This window comes from Nocardia cyriacigeorgica GUH-2, from assembly GCF_000284035.1.
Lineage (GTDB): Bacteria > Actinomycetota > Actinomycetes > Mycobacteriales > Mycobacteriaceae > Nocardia > Nocardia cyriacigeorgica_B.
Window position 1 is genome coordinate 2,196,647 of sequence record NC_016887.1, and the last position, 15,727, is coordinate 2,212,373.

At 69.1% G+C, this 15,727-nt stretch carries 17 protein-coding genes; 13 read left to right on the top strand and 4 right to left on the bottom strand.

Annotated elements, in window-relative coordinates; genetic code table 11:
* Positions 1 to 143 precede the first annotated feature (143 nt).
* The 5 genes from bioB (at position 144) to NOCYR_RS28275 (ending at position 3,131) form a co-directional block, all read left to right on the top strand.
* A complete protein-coding gene (gene bioB / locus NOCYR_RS09830) occupies positions 144 to 1,157 on the top strand; it encodes a biotin synthase BioB (RefSeq protein WP_014350212.1) in 1,014 nt (337 codons plus the stop codon).
* Positions 1,158 to 1,187: 30 nt separating this feature from the next.
* Positions 1,188 to 1,397: a hypothetical protein gene (locus tag NOCYR_RS09835; RefSeq protein WP_193364736.1), complete on the top strand. Its 210-nt coding sequence runs from the start codon at positions 1,188 to 1,190 to the stop codon at positions 1,395 to 1,397.
* Between the two features lie 35 nt (positions 1,398 to 1,432).
* Positions 1,433 to 2,155 carry a DUF2567 domain-containing protein gene (locus NOCYR_RS09840; RefSeq protein WP_014350214.1) on the top strand — a complete coding sequence of 241 codons (723 nt, stop codon included), beginning with the start codon at positions 1,433 to 1,435 and terminating at the stop codon, positions 2,153 to 2,155.
* A gap of 109 nt (positions 2,156 to 2,264) precedes the next feature.
* Entirely contained in the window at positions 2,265 to 2,795 is a 531-nt protein-coding gene (locus NOCYR_RS09845) for a DUF1353 domain-containing protein (protein WP_014350215.1), read from the top strand.
* Between the two features lie 150 nt (positions 2,796 to 2,945).
* A complete protein-coding gene (locus NOCYR_RS28275; protein ID WP_014350216.1) occupies positions 2,946 to 3,131 on the top strand; it encodes a hypothetical protein in 186 nt (61 codons plus the stop codon).
* A 54-nt stretch (positions 3,132 to 3,185) separates the two neighbouring features.
* Here NOCYR_RS28275 and NOCYR_RS09850 read toward each other — a convergent pair whose 3' ends face one another.
* Positions 3,186 to 3,812 carry a hypothetical protein gene (locus NOCYR_RS09850; protein ID WP_014350217.1) on the bottom strand — a complete coding sequence of 209 codons (627 nt, stop codon included), beginning with the start codon at positions 3,810 to 3,812 and terminating at the stop codon, positions 3,186 to 3,188.
* Between the two features lie 68 nt (positions 3,813 to 3,880).
* Positions 3,881 to 4,639, bottom strand: coding sequence for an NUDIX hydrolase (locus NOCYR_RS09855; protein WP_048834058.1), 759 nt, complete (start codon positions 4,637 to 4,639; stop codon positions 3,881 to 3,883).
* Positions 4,640 to 4,716: 77 nt separating this feature from the next.
* Here NOCYR_RS09855 and nadA point away from each other — a divergent pair, with 77 nt between their 5' ends.
* The 3 genes from nadA to nadC all read left to right on the top strand — a co-directional run bounded on the left by nadA (position 4,717) and on the right by nadC (position 8,496).
* A complete protein-coding gene (gene nadA, locus NOCYR_RS09860) occupies positions 4,717 to 5,760 on the top strand; it encodes a quinolinate synthase NadA (protein WP_014350219.1) in 1,044 nt (347 codons plus the stop codon).
* Positions 5,761 to 5,893: 133 nt separating this feature from the next.
* Positions 5,894 to 7,540 (top strand): L-aspartate oxidase, encoded by a 1,647-nt coding sequence (locus NOCYR_RS09865; protein WP_014350220.1) that lies wholly within the window; start codon positions 5,894 to 5,896, stop codon positions 7,538 to 7,540.
* A gap of 95 nt (positions 7,541 to 7,635) precedes the next feature.
* A complete protein-coding gene (nadC, locus tag NOCYR_RS09870) occupies positions 7,636 to 8,496 on the top strand; it encodes a carboxylating nicotinate-nucleotide diphosphorylase (RefSeq protein ID WP_014350221.1) in 861 nt (286 codons plus the stop codon).
* 28 nt (positions 8,497 to 8,524) lie between these two features.
* On the opposite strand, the gene NOCYR_RS09875 is transcribed toward nadC, so the two are convergent.
* Positions 8,525 to 10,072 (bottom strand): long-chain-fatty-acid--CoA ligase, encoded by a 1,548-nt coding sequence (locus NOCYR_RS09875; protein WP_014350222.1) that lies wholly within the window; start codon positions 10,070 to 10,072, stop codon positions 8,525 to 8,527.
* Positions 10,073 to 10,256: 184 nt separating this feature from the next.
* On the opposite strand from NOCYR_RS09875, the gene NOCYR_RS09880 reads away from it, so the two are divergent.
* The 5 genes from NOCYR_RS09880 to NOCYR_RS09900 all read left to right on the top strand — a co-directional run bounded on the left by NOCYR_RS09880 (position 10,257) and on the right by NOCYR_RS09900 (position 14,479).
* Positions 10,257 to 11,441, top strand: coding sequence for a lipid-transfer protein (locus tag NOCYR_RS09880; protein WP_014350223.1), 1,185 nt, complete (start codon positions 10,257 to 10,259; stop codon positions 11,439 to 11,441).
* A gap of 3 nt (positions 11,442 to 11,444) precedes the next feature.
* Positions 11,445 to 11,903 (top strand): MaoC family dehydratase N-terminal domain-containing protein, encoded by a 459-nt coding sequence (locus tag NOCYR_RS09885; RefSeq protein ID WP_014350224.1) that lies wholly within the window; start codon positions 11,445 to 11,447, stop codon positions 11,901 to 11,903.
* Entirely contained in the window at positions 11,900 to 12,313 is a 414-nt protein-coding gene (locus NOCYR_RS09890) for a MaoC/PaaZ C-terminal domain-containing protein (protein ID WP_014350225.1), read from the top strand. The genes NOCYR_RS09885 and NOCYR_RS09890 overlap by 4 nt, the downstream gene beginning before the upstream one ends.
* A 24-nt stretch (positions 12,314 to 12,337) precedes the next feature.
* The gene (locus NOCYR_RS09895) at positions 12,338 to 13,168 is read left to right on the top strand and encodes an SDR family NAD(P)-dependent oxidoreductase (RefSeq protein WP_014350226.1); all 831 of its coding nucleotides are present in this window, start codon (positions 12,338 to 12,340) and stop codon (positions 13,166 to 13,168) included.
* Between the two features lie 81 nt (positions 13,169 to 13,249).
* Positions 13,250 to 14,479: a TetR/AcrR family transcriptional regulator gene (locus NOCYR_RS09900; protein WP_014350227.1), complete on the top strand. Its 1,230-nt coding sequence runs from the start codon at positions 13,250 to 13,252 to the stop codon at positions 14,477 to 14,479.
* An 8-nt stretch (positions 14,480 to 14,487) separates the two neighbouring features.
* Here NOCYR_RS09900 and NOCYR_RS09905 read toward each other — a convergent pair whose 3' ends face one another.
* A complete protein-coding gene (locus tag NOCYR_RS09905; RefSeq protein WP_014350228.1) occupies positions 14,488 to 15,666 on the bottom strand; it encodes a winged helix DNA-binding domain-containing protein in 1,179 nt (392 codons plus the stop codon).
* Positions 15,667 to 15,727 lie beyond the last annotated feature (61 nt).

Here is a 15,727-nt window from a genome sequence, read left to right on the forward strand (position 1 = left end):
TGGAACCCTCCCGTCGTGTTGTGTCTCACTCTCGAGCTACCCTATCCTGAACACCGTTCAAGTTGCATGGTCGTTCCAGTGTGAATGCCATCTCGACCGGCCAACCGACGGCCGTACCCGGCCGGATGAAAGGGATTCGTGCAGTGACCCAGGCACCCGTGACCACCGACATTCTGGCCGTCGCCCGCGAGCAGGTGCTCGAGCGCGGCGTCGGACTCACCCAGGACCAGACCCTCGAGGTGCTGAAGCTCGGCGACGACAAGCTCGAAGAGCTGCTCGCGCTCGCCCACGACGTGCGGATGAAGTGGTGTGGCCCGGAGGTCGAGGTCGAGGGCATCATCAGCCTCAAGACCGGCGGCTGCCCCGAGGACTGCCACTTCTGCTCGCAGTCGGGCCTGTTCCAGTCGCCGGTGCGCGCCGCCTGGCTCGATATCCCGAGCCTGGTCGAGGCCGCGAAGCAGACCGCCAAGACCGGTGCCACCGAGTTCTGCATCGTCGCCGCCGTGCGCGGCCCGGACGAGCGGCTGATGGCGCAGGTCGCCGCCGGTGTCGAGGCCATCCGCAACGAGGTCGACATCCAGGTCGCCTGCTCGCTGGGCATGCTCACCCAGGAACAGGTCGACCAGCTCGCCGCCATGGGCGTGCACCGCTACAACCACAACCTGGAGACCTCCCGCTCGCACTTCCCGAACGTGGTCACCACCCACACCTGGGAGGAGCGCTGGGACACCCTGCGCATGGTGCGCGAAGCCGGTATGGAGGTCTGCTGCGGCGGCATCCTCGGCATGGGCGAGACCCTGGAGCAGCGCGCCGAATTCGCCGCCAACCTGGCCGAACTCGAGCCCGACGAGGTACCGCTGAACTTCCTCAACCCGCGTCCGGGCACCCCGTTCGGTGATCTCGAGGTGCTGCCCGCCGCCGACGCGCTGCGCGCCGTCGCCGCCTTCCGGCTGGCCCTGCCACGCACCATTCTGCGGTTCGCCGGCGGCCGCGAGATCACCCTCGGCGACCTGGGCGCCAAGCAGGGCATCCTCGGCGGCATCAACGCCGTCATCGTCGGCAACTACCTCACCACCCTCGGTCGTCCCGCCGAAAGCGATATCGACCTGCTGGGTGAGCTGAAGATGCCGATCAAGGCGCTCAACGAAACCCTCTGAGCCGGGCCCGCGGTGAGTACTGTCATGGACATGGACGAGCGCTACAACCCGTTCACCGGCAAGCGGATCGTGCCCGGACTCGATGATCCGCTGCCGCAGGCCGCCGCGCTCGGGCTGGAACCGCCCCGGTTCTGCGAGCACTGCGGCCGCCGGATGATCGTGCAGGTCAACCCCGACGGCTGGTGGGCCAAATGCTCCCGGCACGGGGTGATCGATTCCAGCAGCCTAGAGCGCCGGTAACACGCGGGCGGCGCCGGTCGGCCATAATCGCCGACATGGGCGGAGCGAACGCACAGGTGCACCCGGAGACCGGCGACCCGGGCGTTGCCGTGCGCCGCGAGGTGGGCGCGGCGGGCGTCATCGCGGCCGCGGTGATCGTCGCCAACCTCATCGGCGCCGTCGTCTGGGGCCTGCTCGCGCCCGCCGAACAGCTGCTCGTCGTGCAGCCCGGGCGGGGCGCCCCGCTGACCGGCGAGAGTGCGCACCGCTTCGACGCGGTGGCGATCTTCGTCTGCATCGGTGCGGTGATCGGGCTGCTCGCGGCCGTCGGCGCCTGGCGGTGGCGGCGGGTGCGCGGCCCCATCGCCTACGCCGGACTGCTGTTCGGTTCGGTCGCGGGCGGGTATCTGATGGCGTGGCTGGGGGAGTACATCGCCGAGGCGAACCATCCGCGCCCGGACGATCCGCCGGTCGGCCAGATCGTGGCCTTGCCGCCGGAGGTGGGGACCTGGATGGCGTTGGTGCCGCAGCCGTTGATCGCGTCGCTGGTGGTGTTGTTCCTCGCCGCGCTGAGCACCTCGGAGGATCTGGGCACCGGATACGCGGGGCCGCTGGGCGGGTCCCGGCCGGTCGCCGCCGACGGCTACGACCCGGCGTTGGTGTACGACCCGTACGGACAGGTGCCGGTGGGATATGGCTCTGCACCGCAGGCAGTTGCGCCGCCGCAGCAGCAGGCGCCCCAGCCGGGTGTGCTACCGGAACGGGATTCGACCAACTGATCTCGCCCCGCGCCGGTGTTGGCCCAACCGTTGCCTCGCGTTCGGCCGAATAGCTACCTGCCGACCCTAGAATTGGTGCATACGCTGGACTTTCAAGGGGAGGCGAGCAATGCCGTTCTCCGATGGCGGGATCGTCGTCGAGGAGCTCGACGAGCAATTCTGGGAAGTGGCCGAACCGCTCGAGTATCGCGGCGCCACCGAGCGATTCGTGGTGCCCAAGGGTTTCCGCACTGATTTCGCCTCGGTTCCGCGTCCGGTGGTGTGGCTGATCCCGCGCTACGGCGCGTACACGAAAGCCGCCATCCTGCACGACTATCTGCTGAGTTCGGGTGCGGTGAGCGTGGCCGACGCCGACGGCATCTTCCGCCGCACGCTCGGCGAACTCGGGGTGTCGGTGCCGCGCCGGTGGATGATGTGGGCTGCGGTGCGCTTCGCCACTCGGCTGCGCGGCGCGACCGCCGGCGATATCGCGATCTTCACGGTCGTAGCGGTGCTGTCGATCCTGTTTCTCGCGGTCCCCGTCGTCGTGGTGACGGTGTTCCTGATCCTGTTCTGGTTCATCGAACTCATCGCGTGGGCGATCACCCGCCTGTTCCGGCGGCCCGAGCCCGCGCCGGCGCCGGATATGAAATCCGCCTGAGCGGGTGCCGGGCCGGTTCGGCCGCGAAAACGGGTGGATCGGCGTGGCGTCCGGCGCCTACCGTGGCACGGCAATCATTCGCGGACGGCAGCGTTGTACGACAGCCTGCCGTGCGCGAGCCCGCCACGGATCGGCGAAAGGAGGTGAACCATGCCCAGCACAAGCCCACTGCGGCCAGGGGATTCGCTATCGAGCGACAGGGGAGAGGCTTCGGAGCGACCCGACCTGACCGCGTGGCGCAAACGTCACGCACTCCGCAGTTCCAATGCCGCCCGGCCGCTGCCGAACAAGCGGCGCTACCGGCGCGAACGCAAACACGCCAAGGCCGATTATTGATACCGGCTCAGCCCTGGGTGCGGGCGAGGAGTTCGCGCCGGCTGTGAGGAGCGGTCAGGACGGCGCTTCGGGCGCGTATTCGGGCAGTGGGGATCCGTCGAGGGTGTGCTGGGTGGGCGTCAATTCGAGCACCGTGGCGACCATTCCGGGGTGCAGCGCGGTAGCCATGCACTGGAAGCCGATCTTGGTCCGGTCGCGGCGGCCCGTTCCGCTCGCGCCGCCGCTGTCGCAGGCGGTGACGACCATCCGGGCGAACCAGTCGCGGTAATGCTGTGCGCCGGTGCGGTCCTCGGCGAGGTCGGCCAGCGTGTCGATGCGTGAGGCGCGCATGCAGTCGACGTAGACCGCGGCGATGAAGTCCGGGTCCGGGATGACGACGACCTGGACCTGCAATCGTTGAAAGGCGTGCTGTGCGTTGAACTCCCACGCTCCGTGCGCCTCGGCGATCTCGCCGATCTGCGGTTGTCCGGTGACGATCCACTGGTAGTACTCGCCGGATGCGCTGAAGATGTGCTCGAACGCGTCGAACTGGTCGCGCGAGAATCCGAGGTAGGGCGACGGAAACTCCGGCAGCGGTTCCCAGCGCATGTGCGGGAACTGCCAGCTGTCGAGCCACTCGGCCGCCTGTTCCCGGTTGCGCGATATGTGCGCCCAGTGGTTCGCCCCTGGTTGCCCCGACATGCCGACGCTCCTCGGTCTCGACTCGGCCGGGGCCCGCAGACGGGCCCCGGCTCATTGTGACGCACAACTCATGTCGGGGGGCGCAGTGCGGCGAATTCGTCGGTGACGCGGAGTTCGGAGTCGGTGAAGCGGTAGACGGCGGCGGGGCGGCCGCCCGCTCGGCCGGGGGCGGCGGTCTCGCCGGTGGGCGTGATTACCTTGCGGCGGCTGAGGACTCGCTGCAGGTTCGTCGTGTCGACGTCGTAACCGAGTGCTACGCAATAGATTTTGCGCAACGTCGACATGGTGAACGTCGCGGGCGCCAGGGCGAAGGCGATGTTGGTGTAGGACAGCTTGGCGGCCAAGCGAGTTCGCGCATGCTCGACGACGATGCCGTGGTCGAACGACATGTTCGGCAGGGCCGACACCGGATGCCAGGCGGTATCGGGCGGCAGCTGCGGGTCGGCGGTCAACGGCACCAGGCCCAGATAGGCCGAGGCGATGCGGCGCGGCGGCGGCACCCGGTCGGGCGCGCTGAACACCGACAGCTGTTCGAGGTGGGTCAGCTCGCGCACATCGACCTTCTCCGCCAACTGCCTGCGGGCGGAGAAATCCAGGTCCTCGTCGTCGCGTAACCGGCCGCCGGGTAGCGACCAGGTGCCGGCCTGCGGGTCCAGCGCCCGCTCCCAGAGCAACACCGCCAATTCGGTCCGTTGACCAGAACGGCGGCGCCCGCCCCGCTCGCTCGAGCCCTCATCGCAGCCCTGACCTGCGGTGACATCGGTAGGGAAGCGGCGAACCTGGAACACCGCGGTGAGCGATTCATGGATGGTGCTACTATGGGCCATGTTTTCGATCATAAGTCGAAAACCTGGTGTGGTGCGAATCGGCGGCGATGCCGGGGCGCACGAAGGAAGGAGCCATCATGGCGACGATGGGAGCTGAACTCGCCCCCGCACTGTTGGAGCGGGTCACCGACACCCCGTCGGGGTTCGCCGGGGTCGACGCGACACCCGAGTGGGCGAGCGAGGTCAAACGCCTGGCCAGGATGCGCAACGCGACGATCCTCGCGCACAACTACCAGCTGCCCGAGATCCAGGACGTGGCCGACCACGTCGGTGACTCGCTGGCGCTGTCGCGGATCGCGGCCGAGGCGCCCGAGGACACCATCGTGTTCTGCGGTGTGCACTTCATGGCCGAGACCGCCAAGATCCTCAGCCCGGACAAGACCGTCCTGATCCCGGATCAGCGCGCCGGCTGCTCGCTGGCCGATTCGATCACCGCCGACGAACTGCGCGAGTGGAAAGCCGAACATCCGGGCGCGGTCGTGGTGTCGTATGTGAACACCACCGCCGCGGTGAAGGCGCTCACCGACATCTGCTGCACCTCGTCCAACGCCGTCGACGTGGTCGCCTCCATCGACCCCGACCGCGAAGTGCTGTTCCTGCCCGACCAGTTTCTCGGCGCGCACGTCAAGCGCGTCACCGGCCGGGAGAACATGCACATCTGGGCCGGCGAATGCCACGTGCACGCCGGCATCAACGGCGACGAGCTGCAGGAGCAGGCGCGCACCCACCCCGACGCCGAGCTGTTCGTGCACCCCGAATGCGGCTGCGCGACCTCCGCGCTGTACCTGGCGGGCGAGGGTTCGTTCCCGGCCGACCGGGTGCACATCCTGTCCACCGGCGGCATGATCGACGCGGCCAAGGCGGCCAAGTCGAATCAGGTGCTGGTGGCCACCGAGGTCGGCATGCTGCACCAGCTGCGCAAGGCCGCACCGGGCATCGACTTCCAGGCCGTCAACGATCGTGCCGCCTGCAAGTACATGAAGATGATCACCCCGGCCGCCCTGCTGCGCAGCCTCGCCGAGAACACCGACGAGGTGCACGTCGACCCGGAAACCGCCGCCCTGGCCCGCAATTCGGTCCAGCGCATGATCGAGATCGGCAACCCCGGCGGCGGGGAGTGAACCGGTCCCGGCTCGGTGCCGGGAGTGCCCGGCCGTCGGCCGTCGCGCCGATCGTGCAGGCGCCGACCTCGCCGACGGGCCCGGCGGGCCCCGCTGACCTGCGGGGCCGCGGGCGAATCCACCTGGAGAAGAGATGAACGCGCCGGCTTTCGAGTGGACCGAGGACGCGGATTTCGTCGTCATCGGTGGCGGCGTCGCGGGACTGACCGCGGCCCGAGCCGCATCGCAGCGTGGTCTGCGGGTGCTGGTGCTGAGCAAGGGCGGTCCGACCGACACGTCGACCCAATACGCCCAGGGCGGCATCGCGGTGGTCGCGCCGCACGGCGATTCGGTCGAATCACATGTGCGTGACACAGTGGCAGCCGGTGGCGGGCTCTGCGATGTCGCGGCGGTCGAATCCATCGTCACGGGCGGGCAGGATGCTGTGGCCGCGCTGACGGACCTGGGTGCGGTCTTCGACCTCGGCCGCGACGGTCAGATCTCGCGCACCCGCGAGGGCGGGCACAGCACTCGCCGGATCATCCACGCCGGCGGCGACGCCACCGGCGCGGAGGTGCAGCGGGCGTTGAACGCGGCCGGGTTGCCGGTGCTGTTCCGTACCGCGGCGGTGCGGATCGTCACCGGTGAGCGCGGCGTGCGTGGGGTGATCGCGGTGTCCGGGCGCGGCATCGGTGCGGTGCACGCTCCGGCGGTGCTGCTGGCCACCGGTGGGCTCGGGCAGCTCTACGCGCTGAGCACCAATCCGCCCGGCGCCACCGCCGACGGCCTCGGGCTCGCCCTGTGGGCCGGTGCCGAGGTGGCCGACCTGGAATTCGTGCAGTTCCATCCGACGGTCCTGCACACCCCGGGCGGGCTCGGACGCAGGCCGTTGATCAGTGAGGCGGTGCGCGGTGAGGGCGCGGTGCTGGTCGATTCGCGGGGCGAGCCGGTGACGGCCGGGGTGCACCCGCTCGGTGATCTCGCGCCTCGGGACGTGGTCTCGCGGGCCATCGCCGACCGCATGCGACAGCTCGGTGAGGATCACGTGTACCTGGACGCGCGTGCCGTCGAGGACTTCACTCGTCGCTTCCCGACGATCACCGCGTCCTGCCTGGCGGCCGGGATCGACCCGCGCACCGACTTGATCCCCGTGGCGCCCGCCGCGCACTACCAGTGCGGTGGTGTCGTGACCGACGTCTGCGGCCGCACCTCGGTGCCGGGGCTGTACGCGGCGGGTGAGGTCGCGCGCACCGGCTTGCACGGGGCGAATCGCCTGGCTTCCAACAGCCTGCTGGAGGGGCTGGTGGTGGGCGAACGCGCGGGTGCCGCCGCGGTGACGCGCCTCGGCGAACCGACCGGCTTCGCGCCGGATGAGCACGTCGACGTTCCCTCGGCGCCTCGAGAGCTCGTGCAGCAGATGATGACCACCCATGCCGCGGTGGTCCGCGATGCTGCCGGACTGACGACGGCAACCGAGGTCCTCGAGCGGGCGGTGCGCAGCGTGGATCCTGCTGGGCCGGTCGTGATCGGCGCGGATGCCACTGCACCCGGCCAACCCGCGACCGTTCCTGACGCCGCATCGCTGACCGCGCGTATCGCCGCCTTCGAAGACGCAGCCCTCACTGTCACCGCACGGGCGCTGTTGCTGGCGGCGGCGGCGCGGCGGGAGAGCCGTGGCTGCCACACCCGCTCGGACCATCCGGCGCCGGACGAGACCGCCCGCCACAGCACCGCGATCCGCCTGGCCCCCGACGGCACCCCGCACCTCACCCCGCTGACGGTGCCCGTCACCACCGGATGACGTCGCCGAGAGTTACATGGCCGAGGCGAAACGCGAGAAGACCTCTCGGCCATGTAGCGCTCGCCGACCAGAGACATGAGAGTAGGGAGTTCGTGATGGGATTGGATGTGGGTTTGGGGCGCGAGGAAGTGCTCGCGTTGATCCGGACCGCTTTGGATGAGGACCTGCGGTACGGACCCGACGTCACGACCGTGGCGACCGTTCCCGAGGACGCCGTGGTGAAGGCGTCGGTGGTGTCGCGGCAGCCGGGGACGGTCGCCGGGATCGACGTGGGGCTGCTGGTGCTCGATGAGGTCATCGGCGCGGGCAACTACGAGGTCGCCGAGCGGGTGGCCGACGGAACCCGGGTGACGCCGGGGCAGACGGTGCTGGGCATCGTCGCTCCGACGCGCGGGCTGCTCACCGCCGAACGCACCATGCTCAACCTGATGTGCCACCTGTCCGGCATCGCCACCGCCACCGCCGCGTGGGTGGACGCGGTGTTCGGCACCGACTGCCGGATCCGCGACAGCCGCAAGACCCTGCCGGGCCTGCGCGCACTCCAGAAGTACGCGGTGCGCGTGGGTGGCGGGGTGAATCACCGGATGGGTCTCGGCGATGCGGCGCTGATCAAGGACAACCACGTCGTCGCGGCCGGTTCGGTGGTCGAGGCTTTGCGCGCGGTGCGCGAACTCGCCCCGGACATCGAATGCGAGGTCGAGGTCGACAGCCTCGAACAGCTCGACGCGGTACTGGCCGAGGACGTGCAACTGGTCCTGCTCGACAACTTCCCGCTCTGGCAGACCCAGGCCGCAGTGCAGCGCCGCAACGCCAAGTCACCGGACACGAAGCTGGAATCCTCCGGCGGGCTGACCCTCGATGTGGCCGCCGACTACGCCCGTACCGGCGTCGATTACCTCGCCGTCGGCGCCCTGACGCACTCGGTGACCGTGCTGGATCTCGGCCTGGACATGTAGGTCCCCCGCCGGCCGGGTGCTGCGCCACTCAGTGCACAGCAGCCGCCGACTCGCCCCAGAACTCTTTGCGCAGTTCGCGTTTGAGGATCTTGCCCGCTCCCGACACGGGTAGCGCGTCCACGAACGCGACGCTGCGCGGGATCTTGTAGTTCGCGATCAGGCTCTTGCAGTGCTCACGCACGTCGTTGTCGTCGAGTTCGGCGCCCGGCTGCAACACGATGACCGCGTGCACCCGCTCGCCCCACTGGTCGTCCGGTACCCCGATCACCGCGCACGCGGCGACGGACGGGTGTGCGGCCACGGCGTTTTCGACTTCCACCGAATACACGTTCTCGCCGCCGGTGATGATCATGTCCTTGATCCGGTCGACGATGAACACATAGCCCTGTTCGTCCATCCGGCCGCCGTCGCCGGTATGCATCCAGCCGTCGCGGATCGCCTCGGCGGTCGCCTCGGGCTTGTTCCAGTAGCCGAGCATCACGTTGTCGCCGCGTGCGACCACCTCGCCGACCTCGCCGCGCGGCACTTCCGTACCGGTCTCGTCGACGATGCGGACCTCCACGTGCGGCGCCGCCCGTCCGGCCGAGCGGCGCAATTCCGGGCGCAGGTGGTCGGCCGGGGAGAGCAGTGTGGCGATCGGGGAGAGTTCGGTCATGCCGTAGGCCTGGGTGAAGCCCGCGTCGGGGAACGTCGCCATGGCCCGTTCCAGCACGGCCTCCGAAATCGGTGAGGCGCCGTAGACCAGGTGCCGCACACTGCTGAGGTCATGCGAGGCGGCGGCCGGATCGTCGACCAGCATCTGGATCATGGTCGGCACCAGCAGCGCGTCGGTGACCCGGTGCCGGGCAATGGCTTCCAGCACGCCCGCGGGCGTGAAGGCCGGGACGAACACATGCGTCGCGTCGGCCAGGTTCCCGCAGGTCCACAGCGCGAAATCGGCGAGATGGAACATCGGCGCCGCGTGCAACAGCCTGCCGCCGCGGGAGAGCACATGACCGGTGGACAGCGAGCCCAGTGCCGAGGTGACCAGATTGTCGTGGCTGAGCATGACGCCCTTGGGATGTCCGGTGGTGCCGCCGGTGTAGAAGACGCCGAGCAGGGTGTCGCCGCCGGTGCGGGTATCGGGGACGGGGTCGTGGCCGGCGAGGAGTTCTTCGTAGGCGAGCGCGTCCGGCGGAGTCTGGCCGTCGCCGATGAAGATCACCGTGCGCAGCCGGTCGAAGGCGGCGCGAATCGGCGCGATCATCGGCGCGAACGCATCGTCGACCAGCAGCACGGTGGTGTCGGAATCCTGCAGGGAGTAGACGATCTCCGCGACGCTCCAGCGGATGTTGACCGGGTTGGCGACCGCGCCCAGCCACGGTACCGCCAGGTAGTACTCGTGGTAGCGGTCGCTGTTCAAGGCCAGGATCCCCACCCGCTCGCCCCGCTGCACACCGAGCGCCTGCAGGGCGCCGGCCAACCGCGCGACCCGATCCGCCGATTCGGCGACGGTGCGCACCCGGTCGCCGCAGATCGTGGCGATATCGCCGGGCCGCTGCTGTAGCGCGCGATGCAGGGATTGCGTGAGGTACATCGGGTCCTCCTGAAGAGATTGGCCGGTCTGCGACCTAGGTCACAGCTACGAGTGTAAGTGAACTGCTGATAGGTGTAAATGGCCTCTATCGACGTAGTCAACGCTTCAAACCGGTATTGACAAGAGCGGCAGGGCTAGTGCAACCATGTAAGTGAATTCCAAATAGTTGATTGGAGAAGCGCTTATGGGTGCGACCACCCTCGTCGCCGGCGTCGGGATGATCCCGTTCACCACCCCGCGCACGAGCCAGACCTACGACGTGATGGGTGAACGCGCGGTCCGCGCCGCACTCGCCGATGCCGGCGTCGACTACACCGCGATCCAGCAGGCCTACGCGGGCTACGTCTACGGAGATTCCACCTCCGGCCAGGCCGCCCTGTACAGGGTCGGTGTCACCGGCATCCCGGTGGTCAACGTCAACAACAACTGCTCCACCGGTTCGTCGGCGCTGTTCCTGGCCCGGCAGGCGATCGAGCACGGGGTCGCGGACGTGGTGCTCGCGGTCGGTTTCGAGCAGATGCAGCGCGGCGCGCTGACCATGTCCTACACCGATCGGCCGAGCCCGTTCGACAGCTTCGGCGCGGTCGTCGACCGCCTCCAGGGCGGCAGCGACGCACCGTTCGCGGCGCAGTACTTCGGCGGTGCGGGCCGTGAGTACGCCGACAAGTACGGCATGGACCCGGCGGTGTTCGCCCAGATCGCGGTGAAGGCCCGCAAGCACGCGGCCAACAACCCGTACGCGGTGTTCCGCGACCCGGTGACCGCCGAGCAGGTGCTGGCCGCACCACAGATCTACGGTCCGCTGACCCGATTGCAGTGCTGCCCGCCGACCTGCGGAGCGGCCGCGGCCGTGCTGGTCAGCGAGGAGTACGCCCGCAAGCACGGCCTGCGCCGCGACGTCGCGATCGCCGCGCAGGCCATGACCACCGACGGTCCCGCGACCTTCGACAGCGACTCGATGATGAACATCGTCGGCGCCGATATGGCCCGCTCCGCCGCACAGCAGGTATACGAGCGGGCGGGTATCGGACCCGAAGACATCCGCGTGGTCGAACTGCACGACTGCTTCACCACCAACGAACTGCTCACCTATGAAGCGCTCGGGCTCACCCCGGAGGGGACGGCCGAGAAGTTCATCGCCGACGGGGACAACACCTACGGCGGCCGGGTGGTCACCAACCCGTCGGGCGGGCTGCTGTCGAAGGGCCATCCGCTGGGCGCGACCGGTCTGGCGCAGTGCGCGGAACTGGTCTGGCAGCTGCGCGGCCAGGCCGAGCAGCGTCAGGTCGAGGATGTGCGGGTCGGCCTGCAACACAACATCGGACTCGGCGGCGCTGCCGTCGTCACCCTGTACCAGAAAGTGGGCTGAGGTATGCCACTCGACCCCGCCGTCATCGGCACCGAGCTACCGCCGTCGACGCTCACCGTCGACGCCGGACGACTGCGATTCCTCGCCAAGGCCATCGGCGAGACCAACCCGGTCTTCACCGACGATGCCGCGGCGAAAGCCGCAGGCCACCAATCGCTTCCGGTGCCGCCGACGTTCCTGTTCTCGATCGAACTGGAGCAGCCCGACCCGTTCGCGTGGATGGCGCGACTGGGCGTGGACCTGCGCACCGTGCTGCACGGTGAGCAGCGGTTCGACTACCACTCGGTGGCCCACGCCGGTGACACGCTCACCGCCCGGCCGCGCATCGTCGACATCTACAGCAAGAAGGGCGGTGCGCTCGAGTTCGTGGTGAAACAGACCGACGTCACCCGAGCCGACGGCACCGCCGTCGCCGAACTGACCTCGGTGATCGTCATCCGCAATCCGGGAGCCGCCGCATGAGCCTGCCCACCACCGAGATCGCCGTCGGTACCGAACTCCCCGCACTGGCGGTCGGACCCATCACCCGCACCACGCTCGCGTTGTTCGCGGGCGCCTCCGGCGACCACAATCCGATGCACATCGACATCGACGTCGCGCGGTCGGCCGGCCTCGACGACGTCTTCGCCCACGGCATGCTGTCGATGGCCTACCTCGGCCGCATCCTCACCGATTGGGTAGCGCCCGAACGCATCCGGTCGTTCGGCGTGCGCTTCGGCGCGATCACTCCGGTCGGGGCCGAACCCACCGCGACCGCCACCGTCGCCGCGATCGAAGACGTCGACGGTGAGTCCCGCGCCCACCTCGACCTCGCGATCACGCTGCCCGACGGCACCGTCACCCTCACCGGCACAGCCGTCATCGCCCTCTGACACCCGCACACAAGGACATTCACCATGGGAAATCTGGACAACAAGGTCGCCATCGTCTCCGGTTCCGGCCGCGGCATCGGCCGCGAGATCGCACTGAAGTTCGCCGCGCAGGGGGCGCGGGTGGTCGTCAACGATCTCGATGCCGAACCGGCGAAGGAGACCGTCGCCGCCATCGAGGCCGCGGGCGGTCAGGCCGTGGCGGTGCCGGGCAGCGTCACCGACGAGGACTTCGCGCAGCGGTTCGTCTCCGCCGCCGTCGACACCTATGGCGGGCTCGACATCATCGTCAACAATGCCGGCTACACCTGGGATTCGGTGATCCAGAAGATGACCGACGAACAGTGGGATGCCATCCTCGACGTGCACCTCAAGGCGCCGTTTCGCATCTTGCGGGCCGCCCAGCCGGTGATCGCGGGGCTGGTGAAGCAGGCCAAGGAAGCGGGCGAGGCGGTGCCGTGCCGCAAGGTGGTCAATATTTCGTCGATGGCGGGCACCGGAGGCAATGCAGGTCAGTCGAATTACTCCGCGGCCAAAGCCGGTGTGCTCGGCCTGACCAAGACCCTGTCGAAGGAATGGGGCCGCTACAACGTCACCGTCAACGCGGTCGCGTTCGGGCTCATCAAGACCCGGCTCACCGAGGCGCCGGCCGACGGCAGCTCCACCATCGACGTGCAGGGCCGGGAGCTGAAGGTGGGCGTCAATCCGGATCTGCTGGCGGCGATGGAACGGTCGATCCCGCTGGGCCGGGCGGGCACACCGGCCGAGGCGGCCGGCGCGGTGTATCTGCTGTGCACCCCGGAATCCGACTACATCAGCGGCCAGACCCTGCTCTGTGGTGGCGGGTTCAACGTCTGATCTCGCCGCGGTGGGCCGCGCTGTCCGAGCCGGCGGCCCGCTCGCAGTACCCTTGCCCGGACGATGCAGGAGGAGCAGACAGTGACCGCGAGCCGAGCCGACCCCACGCCGGTATCCCGGCCGGCTCGCGGTACCCGTCCGGCCAACCGGCGCAGCCTGATCATCGCCGCGGCGGCCGATCTGTACTTCCGGCACGGCTACGCCGGTGTGTCGATGCGCGATGTCGCCGACGCGGTCGCGATCGGACCGTCGGCGTTGTATCGCCACTTCACCGGCAAGCATGACCTGCTGCATGCCGTGGTCGCCGACGCGCTCACCACGGTGGACGCCGCGCTCGACGGCCTGCTGAGCGATCCGAGCGCTGATCCGGCCGTCGTCCTGGCCGAAACCATGCTCGAGCATCGTGGCGTCGGCGTCCTCTGGCATGCCGAAGCCCGGCATCTGAGCGCCGAAGCGCGCACCGAGCTGCGCCATCAGTTGCGCGGCATCGGCGCGCGGCTGGCCGAGATCCTGCGCCGCGGCCGTCCCGGGCTCGGTCCTACGGAGGCCGATTACCTGTCGTGGTGCGTGCTGGGTGTCACGACCAGCGCCTCCTACTACCACCTCGAACTGCCGAAAGAGCGATTCGTCGGATTGATCGCCGGTATCAGCAGGGCGGTCGCCGCGGTACCCATCGCGGCGCTGCCCGGCCCGAGTCGAGCGGCCGAGCCCACGCCGCAGTGGGCGCCGAACCGGCGCGAAGCGATCCTGCGCACGGCCACCGCATTGTTCGCCCGGCACGGATTCGCCGGGGTCGGCAACGACGAGATCGGCGCCGCCGTCGGCATCGCGGGCCCCAGTATCTACAACCATTTCGACAGCAAAGCCGCCATCCTCGCCACGGCCATGCGTCGCGGTAACGAGCTGCTGCACGCCGATATGATCCGCCAGCTCGGCCGCGCGCACAGCGCCGTCGACGCCGTGCGCCTGCTCATCACCAGCTACTGCGAATTCGTCGTCGAATACCACGAGTTGATGCGCCTGCTGATCTCGGAAACCGATCGGCTACCCGAGGACGAACGCCACCGCATCCGCCGCGTGCAGCGCGAGTACATCGCCGAATGGGCGCAGCTGCTGCGCCAGATCCACCCGGAATGGGACGCCGATGAGACCCGCATCCGGATCCAAGCCGCGTTCACCGTCGTCAACGACATCGCGGCCACCCCGCACCTGCGGGCCATCGACACCATCGCCGAGCCGACAGCGGCGGTGTGCCGCGCGATTCTCGACGTCGGTGAGCAGGCTCAGGATTCCCGCACCATGGTCGGCTGACGCACCCTTCAGGCGGTCAGTTCCTTTTCCAGCGGGGTGCGGAAGCGGGGGACCGGGCGGACATCGCCGAACCAGGCGCCGATCCGTTCGGCTTCCGCGTCGATCATCGCGACGGCGTCGGACCCGACGTCCTCGAGCAGCCGCAGCGCGATCTCGCCGTCCTTGCGTTGTGCCCAGCCGCCGACGATGCGGCCGTCGCACCAGATGGTCGGTCCGATATTGCCGTTGCGGTCGAACAGGGCGGCGGCATGGTCGCCGAGGTACCAGGCGCGGGACTGCCAGCCCATAGGGGTGGGGTCGAGGGCGGGCAGCAGGGCGGCCCACCGTTCGGGCTCGGGGACGGGCTCGAGGTCGTCGGTGAGGATGACGCCGGTGCCCTCGTCCAGGTCGACTTCGGTGATGTCGAGGCGGGCCAGGGTCTTGCGGACCTCGCCCAGTGTCCATCCGGTCCACCATTTGATATCGCTGACCGGCGCGGGCCCGAACGTGCGCAACCATTGCCGGACCAGTTCGTCGCGGGCGTCGTCGGCGGGGATGACGGGCACGCCGCCGGGCAACCAGGATTCGATCGGCGACCAGGTGTACTGGCTGCTCGACCAGCTGCCGTTCGGGCGTCCGCGCACGATGCGGCCTTCGGCGCCTAGCGTCACCAGCACCCAGGTGGTGATATTGGTGGGGCGCGAATACGCCTTATCCGGCGCGGTATTCACCTGTGTGCGCAGCTGCGGCACATCTTTGCTCAGTTGCGCACCGGTCGCGGCACCGCGGGTCAGCAGCGCCCGATGAGTGTGTTCCTCGACCTCGGCCCACCACGATCGCACATCGCCGTCGCCGATTCCGGCCTGCTCCAAGGACTTTCCGTAGGTACGGCGCTGCTTGTCGGCCAGGGCGTCCGCGCAGGAGGCCTGCAACACCGGAACCAGCTCCACCGGCGCGACGAACATGGTGCGCCGCATCGCCAGCATCCGCAGCAGCGAACGATCCTCGTACAGTGCCCGCTCGATATCGGCGGGCGCGATCCCGTCGCCCCGCGCGGCCACCGACAGGGACACCGTTGCGGGATCGGTCGCGTGCAGCACCACCATCGACCGCGCGATCTCCGCGACGTCGGCGGTGCGCTGCTGATAGGCCAGCCGGTGGCGAACCCCGAGCCGTGCGCGCCGCTGCGCGGTGGTGATCGAACGCATATGCGAATAGTACCGGCCGGCCTGCGGGATTACCCGGCGTCAGCGGCCAGGCGTCGACCAG